The 19103-nt window shown below is 40.9% G+C and carries 15 protein-coding genes and 2 pseudogenes; 8 read left to right on the top strand and 9 right to left on the bottom strand.

Annotated elements, in window-relative coordinates; all coding sequences use genetic code 11:
- Positions 1 to 438 precede the first annotated feature (438 nt).
- The 5 genes and pseudogenes from alr to C427_RS18230 all read left to right on the top strand — a co-directional run bounded on the left by alr (position 439) and on the right by C427_RS18230 (position 3499).
- Positions 439 to 1254: an alanine racemase gene (gene alr / locus C427_RS18245; RefSeq protein WP_015431173.1), complete on the top strand. Its 816-nt coding sequence runs from the start codon at positions 439 to 441 to the stop codon at positions 1252 to 1254.
- Entirely contained in the window at positions 1212 to 1520 is a 309-nt protein-coding gene (locus C427_RS27785; protein ID WP_236613710.1) for an alanine racemase C-terminal domain-containing protein, read from the top strand. The genes alr and C427_RS27785 overlap by 43 nt, the downstream gene beginning before the upstream one ends.
- A 286-nt stretch (positions 1521 to 1806) precedes the next feature.
- A complete protein-coding gene (locus C427_RS18240) occupies positions 1807 to 2094 on the top strand; it encodes a sll1863 family stress response protein (RefSeq protein ID WP_007639290.1) in 288 nt (95 codons plus the stop codon).
- A gap of 750 nt (positions 2095 to 2844) precedes the next feature.
- Positions 2845 to 3138 (top strand): annotated as a pseudogene (locus tag C427_RS18235) (DUF6973 domain-containing protein); the annotation flags it as partial.
- A gap of 34 nt (positions 3139 to 3172) precedes the next feature.
- On the top strand, positions 3173 to 3499 hold the full coding sequence (locus C427_RS18230; RefSeq protein ID WP_007639291.1) for a hypothetical protein: 327 nt from the start codon (positions 3173 to 3175) through the stop codon (positions 3497 to 3499).
- 515 nt (positions 3500 to 4014) lie between these two features.
- On the opposite strand, the gene C427_RS18225 is transcribed toward C427_RS18230, so the two are convergent.
- The 7 genes from C427_RS18225 to C427_RS18195 form a co-directional block, all read right to left on the bottom strand.
- The gene (locus C427_RS18225; protein WP_007639293.1) at positions 4015 to 5550 is read right to left on the bottom strand and encodes a BCCT family transporter; all 1536 of its coding nucleotides are present in this window, start codon (positions 5548 to 5550) and stop codon (positions 4015 to 4017) included.
- Entirely contained in the window at positions 5547 to 5894 is a 348-nt protein-coding gene (locus C427_RS18220; protein ID WP_007639295.1) for a BCCT family transporter, read from the bottom strand. Before C427_RS18220 ends, C427_RS18225 begins: the two co-directional genes overlap by 4 nt.
- Positions 5895 to 5912: 18 nt before the next feature.
- Entirely contained in the window at positions 5913 to 7496 is a 1584-nt protein-coding gene (locus tag C427_RS18215) for a carboxylesterase/lipase family protein (protein WP_007639296.1), read from the bottom strand.
- A gap of 100 nt (positions 7497 to 7596) precedes the next feature.
- The gene (locus tag C427_RS18210) at positions 7597 to 8586 is read right to left on the bottom strand and encodes an NADPH:quinone reductase (protein WP_007639298.1); all 990 of its coding nucleotides are present in this window, start codon (positions 8584 to 8586) and stop codon (positions 7597 to 7599) included.
- A gap of 52 nt (positions 8587 to 8638) precedes the next feature.
- A complete protein-coding gene (locus C427_RS18205) occupies positions 8639 to 9436 on the bottom strand; it encodes an SDR family oxidoreductase (protein ID WP_007639300.1) in 798 nt (265 codons plus the stop codon).
- 100 nt (positions 9437 to 9536) lie between these two features.
- A complete protein-coding gene (locus tag C427_RS18200; protein ID WP_015431171.1) occupies positions 9537 to 11912 on the bottom strand; it encodes a TonB-dependent receptor in 2376 nt (791 codons plus the stop codon).
- A gap of 524 nt (positions 11913 to 12436) precedes the next feature.
- Positions 12437 to 14440: a tetratricopeptide repeat-containing sulfotransferase family protein gene (locus tag C427_RS18195; protein ID WP_007639307.1), complete on the bottom strand. Its 2004-nt coding sequence runs from the start codon at positions 14438 to 14440 to the stop codon at positions 12437 to 12439.
- Between the two features lie 123 nt (positions 14441 to 14563).
- On the opposite strand from C427_RS18195, the gene gcvA reads away from it, so the two are divergent.
- The 3 genes from gcvA (at position 14564) to C427_RS18180 (ending at position 17187) form a co-directional block, all read left to right on the top strand.
- Complete coding sequence (gene gcvA / locus C427_RS18190; protein ID WP_007639309.1) at positions 14564 to 15505, top strand: transcriptional regulator GcvA; 942 nt, start codon at positions 14564 to 14566, stop codon at positions 15503 to 15505.
- 314 nt (positions 15506 to 15819) lie between these two features.
- Positions 15820 to 16737, top strand: a complete 918-nt coding sequence (locus tag C427_RS18185) for a beta-keto acid cleavage family enzyme (RefSeq protein ID WP_007639311.1) — start codon at positions 15820 to 15822, stop codon at positions 16735 to 16737.
- Positions 16738 to 16755: 18 nt separating this feature from the next.
- A complete protein-coding gene (locus tag C427_RS18180; protein WP_007639313.1) occupies positions 16756 to 17187 on the top strand; it encodes an acyl-CoA thioesterase in 432 nt (143 codons plus the stop codon).
- 304 nt (positions 17188 to 17491) lie between these two features.
- Here C427_RS18180 and C427_RS27780 read toward each other — a convergent pair.
- Positions 17492 to 17929 (bottom strand): annotated as a pseudogene (locus tag C427_RS27780) (tyrosine-type recombinase/integrase).
- 361 nt (positions 17930 to 18290) lie between these two features.
- Entirely contained in the window at positions 18291 to 19049 is a 759-nt protein-coding gene (locus C427_RS18165) for a GntR family transcriptional regulator (RefSeq protein WP_007639328.1), read from the bottom strand.
- Positions 19050 to 19103: the final 54 nt, after the last annotated feature.

Genomic DNA, 19103 nt, shown 5'->3' with positions numbered 1-19103 from the left:
TTTTGCTCACCAAAATTAGGCCGATTAAATACTGATTAATAACAGATTAATAACAGATTAATAACAGATTATTAATTGATTTTGTGTTATCGGACGCTCAATTCAAACTACTCCCAAGTAAAAAAATAAGTACTAATTAAAGTACAATTACAATCACAAACAGGTAAAAAAACAGTCTGTTCAATTCAGATCAACACTCTAGCACAAAAGATAAATTCAAGGTTTAACATTGGATTTAATAAAGAATATATTATTCGTAAAATTTTGTATATAAGAAATAATAATTGATTTATGATTGTTTCTGCAATTTCATTTATGCGTAAAAATAGTGTCAGACTGTTGATGAATATTATTTGCTTATCTATTCAATGGTGTAAATGTACTGAGTGCTATGGGATATATTTTTAGTCCATAACATTGATAACTAAGGTCATAAGGATGAACGTGTTGGGAAGGCCTACTTATGCCGAAATTAATGTGTCTGCAGTAATTGATAATTTTCGACAGATGTCAGCCTTAGCAGGTAACAGCAAAACCTTGGCCGTGATCAAAGCGGATGCTTATGGGCATGGTGCAATCGCGATTGCACAGGCATTGTCGGATGAGGCTGAAGGATTTGCAGTTGCTTTTATAGATGAAGCCATACACTTACGTGAACACGGTATTCTGCAACCGATTTTATTACTTGAAGGTGTGTTGAACGAGGCTGAAATGGCGTTGGCGTTTGAACTAGACTTTTGGGTTATGTTGCATCGCAGCGAACATTTTGAGTGGCTGCGTTTTTTAGCACCTTCACAGCGGCCAAAGGTATGGATAAAAGTGGATACTGGCATGCACCGCTTAGGCTTTGGATTAGCTGAAATTAATTCAGTATTGAGAGAGTTTGCCGACTTACTTATTTACGGTAGCGTGTTATGCAGTCACTTAGCCTGTGCCGATGAACAACATAATGTGTTCAATATACAGCAGACTCAAAAACTTGAAGCGTTGGCTGTGTCCCACGGTTTAGTGTTTAGTTTGGCCAACTCTGCCGGTATATCACAGTGGCCTATGTCGCATGGTAGCTGGAATCGTTTAGGTATCGCACTATATGGCTGTGCACAACCAGCAAATAATACTCAGCTCAAGTTGAAACCTGTGATGACTTTGACAGCGCCGATTATTGCGCTGCGCAGTCTACAAAAAGGTGAGAGTGTAGGTTACGGACAAAGTTGGGTCGCGCAACGAAAACGACCATTGCTACGGTGGCCATAGGTTATGCCGATGGTTACCCGCGCCATGCCCGTGTAGGCACCCCAGCTTGGCTGCAGCATCAAAGAATCTCCCTAGTAGGTCGCGTTTCGATGGATATGTTAACGTTTGACGTAACAGACTTGGCACAGGTTAAGGTCAATGACAGGGTAGAGTTGTGGGGTGAACACCTGCCGGTAGAAGAAGTGGCCGAATGTGCTTCGACCATTTCTTATGAGTTATTGTGTAGAGTTTCTCCCCGTGTCAAGCGGCGCTATGTAGATGGTTAAGTGCCATCTACAGCATGGCTGTAATATCGTTAGTTACGTTTTAACACCTCGTTAGGGTGAAACAACCTCATCATATGCCCCTACTTTGATTACCGATAATTATCCAATCAAAAGATTACTTTCTTAACCACATTGATCACGTAACATTTACTACCACTGCAAAACTATTAGCTGTCGCCTTGCAAGTATTTAGTCAAGAATTGATGTGCGTCAAAAACTTTTGCACTTTTATCTTTATTATTGGCTATAAATATAACTGTTAATCAAGTCATAATAGGGGTGAAAAATGAGTAAACGCGATGAATATGTAGCCAAACTGAAGCAAACCGTTGATGAGTTAAACGAAAAAATCTCAGTGCTTGAAGTTAAGGCCAATCACGCCCAAACTGAGGCTAAAGCTGAAATCGAAAAGCAAATCTCATCGTTAAAAGAACAAGCTAAACCGCTCACTGATAAATTAGACCATTGGAAAGAAGCAAGTGAGGAGAAAACGGACGAGTATCTTAAGGAAGCGAAAAAAATTCGGGATGCCTTTGTTCATTCCTATAACTACTTTAAGTCACAACTTAAATAAACTATTGGCAGCCGTGGAAACTTCACATTCGGCTGCAACTAACATGACTTTGTGAGCTGAAACCCTTCACGATACAAATACTGCTAGTGCGAAAGTGTCAGGAAAAAGAAACCTTAAGCCGCCCATTCAAATTGTCTTAAGTTTGTTAAATAAAGAAGATAGTCATCGTTAAAGACAACAACAAAGACACCCCAGATGCAGGATTAAACCGCACAAACCAGTGCGTTTTAGTGAATAAAGTATTGAGTTACCGCTGTTTCTGCGATGGAAGTGTATTCGTTTTCACAACCATCCCAAATACCGGAATATCAGATAAACGGATTTATCCAAGCTGTATTTGAAAGGCTGGTTTTTTCAAGCCTGTCGCAATAACGCTAAGCCATTCATCTAATTATGAAAAATTCTTTACGCATAGTATTTAATAGGAAGCATAAAAAGTCGTATTAAAGTCAGGCTTCTTTTGCTTTTTAGGTTTTCATGTTTTTGTAACTACAAAAGTAAAGAAATATGTAATTAAATCAGATGGTAAGTAGTGATAACGGCGGCGATTAAAAATCAAACTGAGCAATTACATATGCGAAAGGCTCGTTAATAAGCGTTAGGCCTCAGAAAATACAGGAGTAATCCATGAGTTACGAAAAATATAGTAAAGATTGGAACAAGCTCACTAAGGATGAGCGATGGTATATATTATTGCATCCTTGGCATATAGATGAAATTAAAGAAAACTTATGAAATGCATTAAAAAAAGCTCAGGTGCTCTTCGGAGGTGGCAGTCTTCATAACGGCGCTGGTGATGCATTTCGGCATTGCTATTGGTCTGCTTTGCTTGCAAGAGATCTCGGGGGAGATAATGCACAACAATTTACTATTGCGCATGAATCAAAGCCCGGAAACCCTAAGAAAGAAAAAGAAATGGATCTTTACAATAATGGCAAAGGTATCGTGATAGGACGGAAGAGTCCAAATACATCGGGTAGTGAGCTTGCGAAAATGTGTCAAAATACCCTATTAAAAGGCGAACAAAAGGTAATTAAACCATGAGTGTCGTGAAGATTTTTTATAAATTGAAAGTGGCATGAAGTTTAACTTAGAAAGTTTACAGGCGGTAGAGTGGGTCAATTTGTATATTTTTGGTCCATATACTCCTACCAATGATATTGAACAGAAATTAGGTGCTAATAACGTTACGGTTAAAGAAATAGATATTGAAGCTAGGGATGATATAAATCTCCTCGTTTTTATGCTGCAAAGTGAAGTAATCGTTGTAGTGTCTTATCCTCGTCAAAACGTTGACTTTTCTCCCGTAGCTTCAGGTACTCCAATACTCAAAGAAGAATCCTTTTTTAATATAGTTGAGAGCGCAGATGAGAAGGAATGGTTTTATGTTGAGTTTGCTAAATAAAGGCCTAACAAAGCCAATCAACTTGGACAGTCCTACGCTGCGTTTGAATTGTGCATTCGCTCCGCTCATTGATGCACAATTCAGACACCACTTCGGCCTGCCGGTTATTGGCGGCGTTAATGTCTGCTTCAGAGCTGTGATTCAATCATAAACCGAATATTCCTTATGCCCGCAATTCGCTCATTCCTGCCCGTCGGCTTGATTGGCTGGTTGGCGTTACTTTCCGCCTTAAAGAGTATTACGCCAAGTACGTTATGTAGCTTTTTCGTAGTGTCAGTTTGAATTATACTTCGGTCTATTCAAAAAACAGTTTTATGGATAACTCTTTTGTTCGAGAGCTAAGGGTCATAACTTACAATCACAATGAGTATAGAGTATAGCTATAAATACCGTCCCAGAATCAAGCGTAAAAGTGTTAGCCTTTTGCTGTCAGCTAAGACGGATTCTTACTGGTATCGCAATTCTACAGCCTCAATTACAGCATCAATCGCTACCAATGTAGCTGCCGGGGCGCGTTAGGGGTAATCTTCTTTGAGCCACTTCAGCAACGAGCAGAAAGAGATGCCCATCAAAAAGACCAGTGGTAATCCGACCGCCAGGCTGGCGGTTTTAAGCGGTTCTAAGCCACCGGCGTTCATCAGAACCAGCGCTGTCCCACCGAGCGTAATGGCCCAGAACAGACGATTGTAAACGTTGGGTTCCTTGCCCTCATACAAGTTTTTAGAGGTCACCGATGCCAGTACATAGGCCGATGAATCGACCGTGGTGCCTGAGTAGACAAAGCCCACCAGGATGAACAGCGGAAGGATCACCCAGTTCAGCGGCATCTGCATCAGCATACCCAGAATAGCGGCCGGGGCACTTTCATTCTTGATCGTATCCAGCATTGGATAAAGGCCATTGAGTTCGCTGTGCATGGCTATATTTCCGAAGATCATAAAGAAGATGCCACAGCCGGTGCTGCCTGCCAGCGTGACCGTCAGCGCGATATCCTTAAACGTGCGGCCTTTAGATATCCGGGCGATAAAGATCCCCATGAACGGGCCGTAGGCAACCCACCAGGCCCAGTAAAAGATTGTCCACCACTGCGGGAACATGCTGCGGCGAATCGGATCGGTGTAGAACGCCATCCGGGTAAACTCGCTGAGCATCAAGCCGATGCTATCGGTGAATGTGTTGATCAGGTAGAAGGTCGGCCCGCCGATAAACAGGATCGAGCAGAGAATAATTACCGCCACCATGTTGATGTCGCTTAACACCTTAATACCTTTCTTCAGACCCAGTACTACCGAGGTGATGAAGATACAGGTCCAGATCGCGACTACTGTGACGTCGAGTGCAAAGGTGTGCTCGATGCCAAATTGCTGGCTTATCGCTTCTGCCAGCATCGGTGTACCTGAAGCCAGAGAGGTACCCGTGCCGCCGACTAGCCCAAAGATCATCAGTATATCGATCGCTTTGCCCAGCTTGCCGTTGGCGCGTTTGTCACCGATGATGCCGGAACAGGCGGTGCTCAGGCGTAACGCCGATTTCTTGCGGTTGTAGTAGGCGTAGCCGATCGGAAACGCGGTCAGGACATAGAATGCCCACGCGATCGGTCCCCAGTGAAATATGCCGTACATCGCCGCGTACTCTGCTGCCGCCTCGCTTTCGGCCTCAATACCAAAGGGCGGCGCCATGTAGTAGTAACTCCACTCGATGGTAGCCCAGTAAAGTAGTGCAGTGCCGATGCCGGAGCAGAAGAACATCGCCATCCAGCTCAAACGTTTAAACTCGGGCCGGGCATCGGGGCCGCCTAAGCGTACATGACTGTATTTGCCAAACCCAAGCCAGGCGACTGCAACCAAGGCTGAGGCACCGGCCCAGATATAGATGAATCCCAGCTGATCGGTGACGAAGCTAAAAATAGCGCTGATCGCCGTCTTTGCCTGTGCTTCAAACACAATCATACATACGATGATGGTGACGATGCAGATAAGGCTCGGCCAGAAGATGGCTTTATCTACCGAGGCCGTTTTTGGATGTGTTGTATCGGGTTTTTCTACTGTCATACCAATTCCATTAAGCAAATTATGAGTAACATCCGCTTAGGGGTGTAAAGCTCATCACTACATTTATTTCGTTCATGCATGATCGCGGCACTGGCTAGGATAGGTTCATCATCGATATCAACGAGTTTAGCTGCGCCATATTTATCAAAAGCAATCCACATTAATAATATTAATATGGCGGAAGCCAGAAAAGTGTACAAAAATCCAAAATTATTAGTAACATATTCGTAAACTTGTTGCATAACATCAGCAGAAAATTTGGGGGCTATGACCAAAGGGACAGTCATCAGGAGAATAACGGCAATAGTAGCTATAAACCACGTTTTATCAATGCGTTGTTTCAATATATAACTCCAATATTATTATGGTTTTTGTATGAGGTATGGGGAAATTTTCTGACAGATTTTAAAGTCAGTAGCAGCTTTGGCTGATATTTTTTCTGATAAAACCTGCACCATAGGCGTATGTTCGTTAAATATTGGCCATTGAGGTAATTCGGGATTATTTAAGTTGTTAGGATCGCCATTTTTAGCAAAATTCGTCCAATATGTGACCATGGCTGTTGTTAATGTGTGGTCATCATTATCACTAGCAAACCAATCATCATGACTGTCGAAAACATAGGGTATTTCTGCACCGTGGTATGCTTGTAATTGCTTTCCGCCATCATTGTGGCGTACTCGCTGGAAACGATAAATATAGGCGTTTTTAGTTGATTTCGTCACTTGCTTGGCATACTCATAGGCAGGACACACCATGTCTATCATGGTAGAAACCTGATCATGCCCTCGAATAATACTGTTTTCTTGTGACGCCCTTGCGAACAATACATCCTGTATGTTTTTAGGGTATGAACTTATAGTCTGCTCAAGTGCGATTGGCGAATCATCTAAATACATTAACCATTCGTCTTGATTACTGCCAATCAATAAATCAACATTTATACGGTCTTCAAACAATAAATTCATTGTTGAATCAGGTAATACTTTGCCATCAATCACCGCACCGTAAGCATAATTTGGAAACAGCTTTTTTGCCTCAGTAAATATATCTTCAGCACTGCGCGATTTTAATTTAAGCAAGCTGTTGTTGTTAGAGCCCAATGCATGACTTAATTTAGCGCCGAGTGTTTGCTGCTCTGATAATGAAACATCGCGCCATAATTGGAATCCGCCACTTTGACTTATCGCTCGTTGAAAAAGTCCTTCAGCCAGCGGTGACAACATTAGATTGCCAATGTTGGCAGCCCCCGCGGATTCGCCAAATACGGTTATATTAGTATTATCGCCGCCAAATTCAGTAATATTTTGTTTTATCCATTTTAATGCTGCTATTTGATCTAGCAGGCCAAAATTTGCTGGCGCAGCAGAATTAGCCAGTTCGGGATGACTAAAAAAACCAAACACACCTAATCTATAAGCAATACTGACAACAATAACTTCGCCTCTTGTGGCAAGTTTGTCACCAATATAGTTTTTTTCGTACGACCAACCACCTTTATTACTGCCCCCATGGATCCACACCATTACGGGTAGTTTTTTGTCTTTATCAACAGCAGGTTTCCAAATGTTAAGATAAAGACAGTCCTCGCTATATTCTGGCTGGGTAAATTGTTCCGCGGAAACCCCAAACGCCTTTCCTACTTTTTGATACCACTGGGTATTGTAGTCATCTTGAAAACACGCAGGCGCAAAATTTATTGACTCTTGCTTACCTGCTCTCGGAGAATGTTTTTGTGGTGCTTCCCAGCGACGTTCATTTATCGGCGGAGCAGCAAATGGGATCCCCCTAAAAACAGTAACTCCCGCAGTGCTCTTACTGTATTCTCCAACGATTATTTCACCATTTGCCCTGACTTCTGGTCGAAAACCATCATTAGTCTTTGCTGATAAGTAATGAGGTTCAAGTAACAGAACCATCAAAAAAAACGTTTTAATAAACAACACAAGCAACTCCTAAAAGGCCTAAAATCCCTGTAAATATGGTAATCAGGCCTTTGAAATATTTTACATTCTAGTGAAAAAGCAGCCGATTGACGTGATATATCTAATGTTCAATATCAACTATGACACAACCTCGTAGGTTACTTTGTTCAATTAATTCATGACTTTTTGCCATTTGTTTAAACGGAAGTACGTGTGTCACTCGATGTTTTAATTGATCCGCAGACAAGGCACTATATATATCCTTAATTGCTTGCTGCTTGGCGGTTTCTGGCATGGCATACACTATTGTCATTTTGATAGTTAAATCCATAAACAACATTTGCATAAACGGTAATTTTGGTTCTTTGATCTGAGTGTTGCCATAAGTGGCAATAACACCACCAGTGCGAATACACTTGAGTACTTCGGGTAAGTTAAAGCCAAACTCAACATCAATAACGCGATCAACCTTTTCGCCATCATTAACTTCTTGTACTTTATCACCCCAGTTAGCTTCACGATGGTTAACTACTAAATCAGCACCTGCTGCCATACAGCTTGCTTCATCTGTTGGGTTACTTGCTGTTGCAATAACTTTAGCGCCAGCGAGTTTAGCCCATTGAATTGCATAATAACCAACACGACCAGCACCGCCGGTAACAACAACTGTTTGCCCTTTAACAGAGCCATCTGATGAGACAACCCGATGAGCTGTCATTGCAGGAATACCTAAACAAGCCCCGATTTCAAATGATGTGTTGTCAGGTAAAGTGGCTGCTCGAGATGCATCAATTGCTACGTATTGAGCAGCTGTTCCTAAAAGACGAGCATACTGCGCCTGATAAACCCAAACTCGTTCGCCTATTCTATCTTCAGATACCCCTTTACCAACGGCTTCGATGATACCTGCGCCATCACTATGAGGAATAACATGGCCGCTATCTAATAGATGAGGAAAAGCGCCTGTGCGTTTTTTAACATCTGAAGGATTAATTCCTGTGGTTTTTAATTTTACTAATACTTCACCATCACCAGCCACAGGCTTTGGTTGTTCACCTATTATTATGGTATCTGCTGGTATACCGAATTTTTCGAACCAAGCTGCTTTCATTGCTTTCTCCAATTTTTAAATTAATCGAACTAGGTTTAGCTGCACCTAATATTTAAAATTTGCTAGATAAATTTTCGGTATGACCATCAATCGCAATAGCCTGTCCTGAAAGACTAGCGCCCAGTTCAGAGCTTAAAAATATTGCCATATTGGCAATATCATCCGGACTGACAAAAAGTCGCAGTGAACTTTGCTCGGCGTATAGATCTCTCACCACCTCAGGTGCAACACCACGTTTTTCGGCGTCGAGACGAATAACATTGTCGATCCTATCTCCTTTTACACTGCCCGGACATAATGCATTGACTCGAATATTATACGGTCCTAATTCCATGGCCCATGTTTTGGTTAAACCGATAACTGCCCATTTAGATGCTGCATAAGGCGAGCGCATTGGAAAACCAAACAAACCAGCATTAGATGAAATATTAATAATACTGCCAGAGCCATTTGCTTTAAGTAAGGGCACTGCGAACTTGGTGCAATGAAATTGCCCGTTCAAATTAATATTAATAGTGCGCGCCCAATCGTCAGGGTTAATATCTTCAACCAATGCCGTCGGGCCTGCAATTCCTGCATTGTTTATTAACACGTCCAGATGCTGATAATGGGTCATTAAGTCAGCAAACATTTCTTCAACTTGAGCAACATTTGCGACATCAGCCACCGATGCTGTAGCGCTAGGATTTGCTTTAAGAAAGTCAGCGATAACCTTTTCATCAATATCGCATACATGTACTTTACAACCATACCCCAGAAATTTTTCGGCTATTTTACGGCCAATTCCGTTAGCCCCAGCTGTAACAAGGACTACATGCTCCGGGCCTAATCCGTTATTAACAACAGTCATTAGAATGTCCTCATATTACAAAGATAAATTTTAAAATTAAGAAGATAAATGTGCGTGTCATGGTAAATTTATTAAACCTGCCAAAACACGCAAAAGATATTTATTCAAATAACATGTGATATCTGATCCCAAAATTTCGTGGACGATTAACGGTTACTGTGCTGTCCCAACTAGCGCTGCCACGAGACAACTGAGCACGTTCATCGGTCAAATTGTTGACATAAAGATTAACTCCCCAGCCATCTCTATTTATACCCGCAGATAAATTTACAATGCTATAGCTTTGATTAACATCACGTAGGTCAAAGTTTAAATCACTGGTTTTATACTTGTAGATATCGCTGTATGACTCGCCAACATAGGAATAAACGATTTGCGCGAAGCTTCGATATCCACCAACAGTAAAGTGATAACGGCTGGTCAGATTCCCTTTAAAATCCGGTACATTTGGAAGTTCAGTGCCGTCAGGTGATAAGTTACTTCCTACTAATAAATCAGCAGCTAACTCAGCTTGATTAAAATTAAATGCTGCAGTTAAAGATAAGTCTGGTGTTAGCATGTAGGTAAGATCAGACTCAATACCGACGATTCTAGATTTATTTGCATTGACTGTTAAACCAACAGGAGAACCATATGATGAATCAAAGCGAGTAAACTGCATATCATCCCATTGCATATGGTAGATAGCGCCATTCCAACGAAGATTATTATCAAGCCACATGGTTTTCCAGCCTAGCTCTGTATTTGTGACAAAGTCAGATTTATAGATACGGGGCACCAGGTCCGTTTCATCCCGATTTATGCCACCAGGGCGATAACCTTCTGACCAGGTAAGATAGGCCATCTTTTTATCATCAAATTTATACGATAGATTGAATTTAAAAATACTATCAGTGTCATCATTTTTACTATCAACGTTAATGATAGGGAAGCCAGGAGCAATCAGTCCGTAACCGGAAACGCCTTCTAACGTACTTTCATTTTTAAATAACCTGGCACCAAAAGTTGTAGTAAGTTGCTCTGTAAATTCATAGCTCACTTCACCGAACAACGCCGACTGCTTATCTGCTCGTTTTTGATCCGTTAGATACCAAAGGTTCGCTTCACCAAACTGTCTAAAGTCAGCACCTTGCGCCATACCATTCATCTGCCATTCTTGGCGATAATCATGACTGGCATCTTCGTAATATAAGCCGACGATATATTGCAGAGGGTTATTGTTTGTTGATTGCAAACGCAGTTCGTGAGTATTGCGTTTATATTCATTATCATCATTGTAAAAAATAGCCATACTTGAACAGTCTGCATCTGCAGTACCGTAATATTCACAACCATAATATTGGATCCAACTCGTAGAGAAATAGTCTGCGTAGTCAGAGTAATCATTAAAGTACTGAACGTCTCGGTCCATAAATGAGCCCGCATACACCAGACTAGCAAAACCCAGATCACCCTCTATTGTCAGTGCTGATTGATTAAATTCGTCATCCATTGAATCAGGAAAAAAACGCTGAACCTCTAACTCATTAACTTCACCATTGGGGTTGTTTGAGTCTTGGTACCATACCCCTTCCGTTTCCTGTTTTTGAGTGAGGTAACTTGCTGTTGCAGTCCAGTTATCATTAAGGTTTACTTTTAATGCGACTCTAGCACCACTATTGGTTAACTCATTAAAGTTCTCTTTTACTAGATCATCATTGTTTTCTTCGACTGTTGAGAAGTTTCCACCATCAGTGAACAATCCATAGGTCCTGGTGCCGGCTACATTATCAATGTAACCGCCATCTTTTTTGGTCCAAGCGACTAAGCGGATAGCGGCATTTTCACTTACCGGAACATTAAGAAACCCTTCTAATGAGTTGCTAGCATCGCCACTTTTGGTTGTACCGTAACTAACATCAAAACCACCTTCAAACCTATCCATTTTAGGTTTTTTGGTAATGATCCTGATAGTGCCTGACTGCGCGCTGGCGCCAAATAACGTACTTTGCGGTCCTGCAAGTGCTTCAACTCGCTCGATATCATAAATGTGTAAATCAAGATTCCGCCCAATAGCGGTTACCGGTTGTTCATCTAGATAAATGGCAACCCCAGGTTGAGAACCTGATGCATTGCCACTGCCACCATCTGAAGCTCCACGCATATAGATTTGGGACAAACCCGGTCCTGCTGATTGATATGAGACGCTCGGCAGCATTAACGCATAATCATCGAAATTTTCGATCCCTAATTCATCTAGCTTAGTGGAGCCAAATGCAGTAATACTTAAGGGGGTGTCTTGAAGATTTTCAACACGTTTACGTGAAGTAACGGTTATTTTTTCGATTCCTGAAGATAAATTTTCAGTCTTTTTTTCAGCCTGAGCGGTAATCATGTCCTGTGCATTGGCGCCAGGCATTGTGGCCATGCCGCTTACCATCAAGGCTGACAAAGCAATACTTTGAATGTTTTTGCCGTTAATGGAGTCTCTTATCACTGCAATTATCGGGTTTAGTCGATTAGATTTTTTTCGTTCTTTAAATAGTTATCCGTCATTGTGTGTACCTTTATAATATGTATATCACACAAGTCACAAAGCCCCACAACATAGGGCTTAGACTCGCAATATCAATTGTTAGAAAACGCGCAACATACCTTTAACAATGTTGTAATATTAACAAGGGGGGACGATTTGAAACAAACGATTATATTTCTCCCATAGTTGAATTAAACTAAATCAAAATAAAAGTTAAATTCAAGAAAATATAAACAAAAAACATTTTATAATAAATCTAACCTCATGAATTGTAATGAATAATTTATTTTTTTTAATGGTTTTGTAGTTGTCTGATATTAGTTAATAAGTGTGTTTTTTTAAACCAAGATTAATCAGAAAATCGACCCCTTAATTCACTCAATATGTGCTTTATCCTATCTTCCGAGAAAACCACGTGATTAGAACGAAACGAAGTCACCGGAGAGTTCACTTTATTTTAAAGATAAAAAGTGGGCGATTATTGATCATAATATTGATGATAGTTTGCTTTGTAATGGGGTAAGGAACTTTTCAAAAGGCTTCCAGGCATCGAGCCCTTTTGTATTGATAGGTTGTCTAACTTGTTCAGAGCTAGCAGTATTGACTGCACGAGCGTTATTATAAAACTCAAGACAGTTCTGCTCAAAAGGCAAGCCACAAAAATCTAGAATTTGTTTAACCTGATTTTTAAAATCATTAACTACATCTTCATAGGAGACCGTCAGTACCTGGTTGGGAAGCACGTTGTGCCAATGATTCATTAAATGGATATAATCTTGATAGTAGCGAGCAATATTTTCTAAGTCATAACTAAAAGCCTGTCCGGTGGAAAACAACTGTTTAAAACCGCTAAAACAAGCAGACATTGGCTGACGACGAGCATCAATGATTTTTGCGTTAGGTAATATAAGTTTAATCAATCCGATATGAGCAAAATTATTGGGCATTTTATCAATGAAAAAAGGTGCACCACCTCTGTGTATCTGGGTTTTGCTTATATATTCGTTACCCAGAGCGAGGCGTTGCTCCCCAGAAAGCTTGGCAATAACCTCTGGATATTTTGATATTTCATGCCGTTTTTTACGGTCACTTAATTTTCGAACCATCGCAATAATATCTGGTAACTCCTTGGTACCATCCACCATAGAATGACTTGCTAATATTTGCTCTAGCAACGTAGAACCAGATCGAGGCAGTCCAACTATAAATATCGGATCCGCTTTACTGCAACCTTGATCATGGTTATTCTCAAAAATAGGGGATTGACAGGTTGTGATCGTTCGCGCAATTATTGCGGTCGTTTCTTCTGGGTCGTAGCGTTCAATACTCTGTTTGAATTGATTACCTAATTTATAATAGTGAAATGACTGTTCAAACTCTTTGTTGTCTTCGAGAGCTTTACCTAACGCAAAACATATATTGATCCTATCCAGTGAAGGGAGCTGTTTTATCTCCATCTGCTTTCTCATTTGTTGTATTTCAAACTGTGTAAAACAAAAAGTCTTTAGATTAGCCAAACTCCAATAGGCCTCCCCGTAACTCGGCGCACATGCTATGGCTTGCCTATACGAAGCAATCGCGGCCTCTTGTTCTCCAATTGTTTTGAGTGCGTGTCCTCTGCTGGTGTGAAGGTTTGCTTGGTCAGGCAGCGTAGAAATCAACTTATCATAAAGCAAGATTGCTTCTTCGAATTGCCCTAATCTTACTAAAATAGCAGCTTTGAGTATTTGTTGAGGTGGTACATTGGGCTGGTACTTTTCTAACGTTTCTATTTCTAATAGTGCTTGTTGGCTTTTTTCTTGTTTATTTAATACATGGGCGTAATTTAAACGGGCAAGGTGATAATCCGGTGCTATGCGTAAACAATGAACAAGCAATTGTTCTGCATCTTCAAATACCCCCAATTTGATTGCTATTTCAGCCAATAGCCTTAACGCACTGACATCATCGGGGGATTGTTTTAGATAATCACGACAATGGCGCTCACTTAATGCTAATTTGCCATCGATAAAAGCTTGCAGAGCTTCTCCTAAGAGAGGGTGTTTCGCTGAGAAGCGTAAATAACTATTATAAGCTTGCTCAGAGGCTTTGCTTTCACCTGTCGCTAGTAGTAATTCAGATAGAAGTCTCCAACTATTAGTTAAGTTAGCTTCAACTTTAACGGCATTGGTCAATGATGCTATCGCCGGTTTTATTTGTTTTAAAGCATGCAATGTTAAGCCAAGCTCCTGGTGAGCTAAAGCAAAATCAGGGGTTTGTTTAACCAACACTTGTAAGATGTTTTTAGCTTCACTAAAGCGTTTTAAGCCTTTGAGTGCGATACCAACGATAAAAAGTGCGTTGGGTTCATTAGGAAAGGATTTTAGAATTTCTCGACCTTGTTGTTCTGCAGCAGCAAAAGCGTTGTGTTGTAACATTTCTTGGGCATGGTGCACCGCAACACGAATATCACCTGTGCTGTGGTTGTTGTGGTCTTCATATTGAGTCATCTGGAGCCTCGTTTTTGACATAATATTGACATGCCTAATTTGCTCTGACAAACTAATTTCATTTGTCCATGGTAGAGTTTAATTCAACTATAATTGGAATTAGAAGATTGAAAGGGTATTAATTTGCGCAAAAAAATCCCACCTTTGAATTCTTTAAAAAGTTTTGAAGCGGCAGCTAGACATGGTTCTTTTAAAAATGCAGCCGATGAACTTTTTGTATCAGTCTCGGCGATCAGTCATCAAATAAAGCAACTAGAACATGTACTTAATGTTGAATTGTTTATCCGCAAAACACGCTCAGTGGTACTCACTAAAATTGGTAAACAGTATTACCCCATCCTTCGTGATGCCTTTGATAAAATTGCTGAAGGTACCGATCTGATTTTAACACCCACACGATCAGATGTATTAACGATTCAATTATATTCAACATTGGCTATTCGCTGGTTGATACCAAGACTACCCGACTTTCAAAGCAAGTATCCCAATATCAGTGTTAGACTACACACCTCACAGTTTGATGTTGATTTTAATAAAAGTGACGTTGATGCCTGTGTCAAGATTGGTAATCGCGCTTCCAATGGCCTGCATTACTCATATTTATTTACTAGCGATGTATTTCCTGTGTGTAGTCCTAATTTACTTACCGCAAAAGAGCAACTGGAGCGCCCAGAGCAACTCAGCGATTTTACTATACTGCAGGTTTATCCTTCCCATAGAGATTGGTATATTTGGCTAGATGAAATGGGTTGTAATTCTGTTGATCCAGAATCAGGACTGCAATTCGATAGCTACGATCATTCAATTTCTACCGCTTTACAAGGCATGGGCGTAGCACTCGGTATGCAACCTTATGTCGACAAGGAGTTATCCTCAGGCTTGTTGATTGAACCTTTTCCTGAAATGCGTGTTAAACACCACAGTTATTGGTATTTTGTTTATCGTCAGGAGAAATTCGAACAGAAAAAAATTCAACTATTCGAAACTTGGTTAATTAAGCAAATAAAAGCAGATCCTGAGCTCAGCATTTTACGAGGAAGAGCAACAAGTGAACAAACGTTTTAATATTTATTGTTGTCATCAATATATCCATATTGACCGCCTAAAAGCCCGCCGACATCGCCTGAAATGGTCCCTTTGTGAATTATAGGCAAAATATTGTAAGTGTCGCTTGATTGCAAAGACCATCTGTAATGGCTATTTTTTAACATATACATATAATTGCAGTAAGTGCTTCAAAATTGAAATAATGACAATAATTAGTTAAGCTATGGATTAAATTTTACTTGGAGGAAAACGCTAGAGTTGTTGATATCTTCATTATTATTGTCGAAATCTCATCATTTTCGCCGAATTTATCCAGCTCAGCTTAACGTTAAATGAATCGTAATATAATTATTTCTGCTGCAATTTCAGGCTCAGGTCCGACTGAAAACAAAACTCCTCATCTTCCCATTACTCCGAAACAACTTGCAGACGAAGCGATTGCTGTAGCCAAAGCCGGCGCAGCTATTGCTCACATACACGTCCGTGACCCAAAAACCGGTGCTGCCTCTCGCGACATTCGTCTTTACAAAGAAGTTGTAGACAGGATAAGACAGGAGTCTACAGACGTTATCATTAACCTCACAACTGGAATGGGAGGGGATTTATTTTTAGGGCCTGACGACAATCCGACAGAACTTAGTCAGCATACTGATTTGGTCGGGCAAGTAAAACGTCAAGAACATGTAGAGTTGCTTTTGCCTGAAATATGTTCCCTTGACTGCGGTTCATTTAATTATGATGTAAATAATTATGTATACGTTTCAACAACCGACATGCTTCGTACTGGTGCTAAACGATTGCAAAAGCTGGGTGTAAAACCAGAGCTTGAAGTATTCGACCTTGGGCATATTTGGTTTGCCAAACAGATGATAGCTGAAGGCATACTTGACGCACCACCACTTTTCCAGCTGTGCATGGGAGTGAAATGGGGGGCCGAAGGCAATACTGCCAATATGAAAGCCATGGTTGATAATTTGCCTTCAGGAGCAAATTGGGCTGCATTCGGCTTGGGCCCAAATGAAATGCCGATGGCTGCGCAAGCCGCCCTATTAGGAGGCAATATTAGGGTAGGATTAGAAGACAATATTTATCTTGAAAAAGGTGTTTTGGCCACCAATGTTCAGCTGGTTGAGCGCGCCCGAAAGATTGTTGAATTGATGGGTGCCAGCATTCAGACACCCGCGCAAGCCAGAGAGAGTTTAGGTCTTAAAAAGCACAATACTCTGGTTGAGCTCGCTCGTACTTTATAATTAAGGAGGTTAACAACTATGGCTGCAGATTATAAAGGCGTTTGCCACCCTTGGCTCTGTGACTCGATGGGTCACATGACTACCCGTCATTATATGGCCATGTTCGATGATGCCAGCTACCACTTTCTGAATCGAGTGTTTGGATGGTCGGGTACAGATAGTCAAAACAATAATATTGGATGGGCTGACGTAAAGCACACCATTGAATATTTATTAGAAGTAAGAAGCGGCCAACTTCTCGATGTCACCGGAATTCTTATAAGAGTCGGTGGTAAGTCAATCACTGTTTCTTATGAAATGCGTGAAACCGGAAGTAACAAGATAGTGGCTACGCTAAACAGTATCTCAGTACTTTTTGATACCGACGCTCGAGAGGCCATCACCCTTTCTGATGATATGAGGATTAGAGCAAATGAAAGTATAAAAACAACAAAAGTAGCAACCAAGTAACCATAGTTACTGATGCAAAAGCGTAGTTTACAAAAATGGCAACAAAATAGCGGTTCTGGGTTGAATCCCAGTTTTCGCATTGAAATCGACTCTGTTGGCATAGCAACTCTTTGGTTGAAAAAAGCAAATATTCTGCGGTTTTAACAACGCAGAATGGCCGAGTTAATAGAACATTTGAAGTTGCATTAACTAACAATAGTGCTCAACATCAAAATGAGAAGATATCCTTGTTGTCTTGTTGCGGTCCATAAACTGCCACCTCAGGTGAGGTGATAGTCATGACATGTGACTCAATGTGTAAGCTTCAGGGCATCAAGCGGACTGATGATCTCATGCAATCATTGGTTGCCATTTGTGCATACAATGCCGTGGTTTCCAACTTAATGTGTTCCAGTAAGGTTTGTATGACCCGAATATCGATTTTAGCTTCCAGCAAGTACATCGCAAAACTGCGCCGTAAAGTGTGCATAGACACTCGTTTTTCAATCTCAACATCTTTGGTCGTCGCCTGACAGGCGCGACCTAACTGGCGTGTTAATAGAGGATTGCTGACCCGGGAACAACCACCCTCCATTTAGCATCAAATGTTGAGCATGAGCGAAATGCCACCAATCTCGTTTTATCCTAACAAGACGGGTGATAACATCGCCAGCCGGTCTTTTTCGCCTTTACTTTGCCTGATACATAACAGTATACGTTTACTGTCGATATCCGAGACCTTCAACGCCACTACTTCACTCATCCGCAACCCTGCGCCGAAGGCTACTGACAAAGCAGTGCAACATTTTAGGTTGTTAGTTGCCTCTTTTATAATAGAGTCAAAAGTCAATAATATGCTCATTCTTACCATTTAACCTGTGAACCAGAGTGATAATTTAGTGGTGAAAACAGATTTCATTGAAGTAAACAGCTGTGGCGGTCATTGCCATCTTTACCTCTCAATTTGGTTGCTACCCCTTAGTATATTTTTGACATGTTTAACTTTTATTTCAAAAGGTAAGAAGTTTTTACTGCTACTAATTATTTTCTTGTAATGAAATATACCAATCAAAGCTTAAGTTAATATTTGAACAAAAACAGAGCCCATACCAGGTCGCTAGAACTTACCACCCTTGGTTAAAGGGTTGAAGCTTTGAAGTGAACACATACTTGTCTCCACGATATACACTCCGAGTATATTCAAGGGGGGTATTGTCGGGTAAAAAAGTGTAACGCTCAATTCGTAGAACAGGTCCGCCTTCTTGAATCGAAAGCAACCCCGCTTCAGTTGGTGAGGCAATAGATGCTGTTACCTTTTGTTCACCATGACTAGGCGAGCGATTGTTGGCTTGCAGAGCATGATAAAGTGAGTCAGTTAAGGTCTCTAAATCAGGTAAAAATTGGGCGGGTATAATCGTGTTTTCGATACCCATTGGCATTTTGTTAGACAGCCGTACCCGAGATAAGCGACACACTTGTGTGCCGGTTGATAACTTTAGAGTGCTCGCTTCTTCTGATGTAGCTTCTGCAATCATTTTCATAAGCCAAATAGAGCTAGGATCAACACCTAAAGTACGCATTTCATCAGTAAAACCTGACAGGTCTTCTCCTTTATGTTCAATGCGCTCGCTGATAAAAGTACCTGAGCCTTGCCTGCGAAATAATAATCCTTCTATGATGAGTTGATCGATAGCTTTGCGAATGGTGACACGTGATGCACTGGTTTTTTCACAGAGTACACGCTCAGATGGAATGGATTCTCCGCTGCTTATTTGCCCATCTAAAATGAGTTTACGTAAGTCATTTGCAAGTTGTTGATACAGCGGGGAGGATTTATCCCAACCGGCTCCAATTTCGTTTAACAATACATCTTTAATAGCCAATTCCTCAATACTAAAACAGGGCTTGCATCTCAATGTTAGCAAGCCCTCATTCTA

Source organism: Paraglaciecola psychrophila 170, from assembly GCF_000347635.1.
Lineage (GTDB): Bacteria > Pseudomonadota > Gammaproteobacteria > Enterobacterales > Alteromonadaceae > Paraglaciecola > Paraglaciecola psychrophila.
This window is presented reverse-complemented; position numbering and strand designations above follow the sequence as displayed.

Bases quoted from the DNA above. Each gene is read 5' to 3' on its own strand.
- alr (WP_015431173.1), top strand. From the start codon at position 439: ATGAACGTGTTGGGAAGGCCTACTTATGCCGAAATTAATGTGTCTGCA.
- C427_RS18195 (WP_007639307.1), bottom strand. From the start codon at position 14,440: ATGACTCAATATGAAGACCACAACAACCACAGCACAGGTGATATTCGT.
- C427_RS18225 (WP_007639293.1), bottom strand. From the start codon at position 5,550: ATGACAGTAGAAAAACCCGATACAACACATCCAAAAACGGCCTCGGTA.
- C427_RS18205 (WP_007639300.1), bottom strand. From the start codon at position 9,436: ATGACTGTTGTTAATAACGGATTAGGCCCGGAGCATGTAGTCCTTGTT.
- C427_RS18240 (WP_007639290.1), top strand. From the start codon at position 1,807: ATGAGTAAACGCGATGAATATGTAGCCAAACTGAAGCAAACCGTTGAT.
- C427_RS18180 (WP_007639313.1), top strand. From the start codon at position 16,756: ATGGCTGCAGATTATAAAGGCGTTTGCCACCCTTGGCTCTGTGACTCG.
- C427_RS18230 (WP_007639291.1), top strand. From the start codon at position 3,173: ATGAAGTTTAACTTAGAAAGTTTACAGGCGGTAGAGTGGGTCAATTTG.
- C427_RS18185 (WP_007639311.1), top strand. From the start codon at position 15,820: ATGAATCGTAATATAATTATTTCTGCTGCAATTTCAGGCTCAGGTCCG.
- C427_RS18210 (WP_007639298.1), bottom strand. From the start codon at position 8,586: ATGAAAGCAGCTTGGTTCGAAAAATTCGGTATACCAGCAGATACCATA.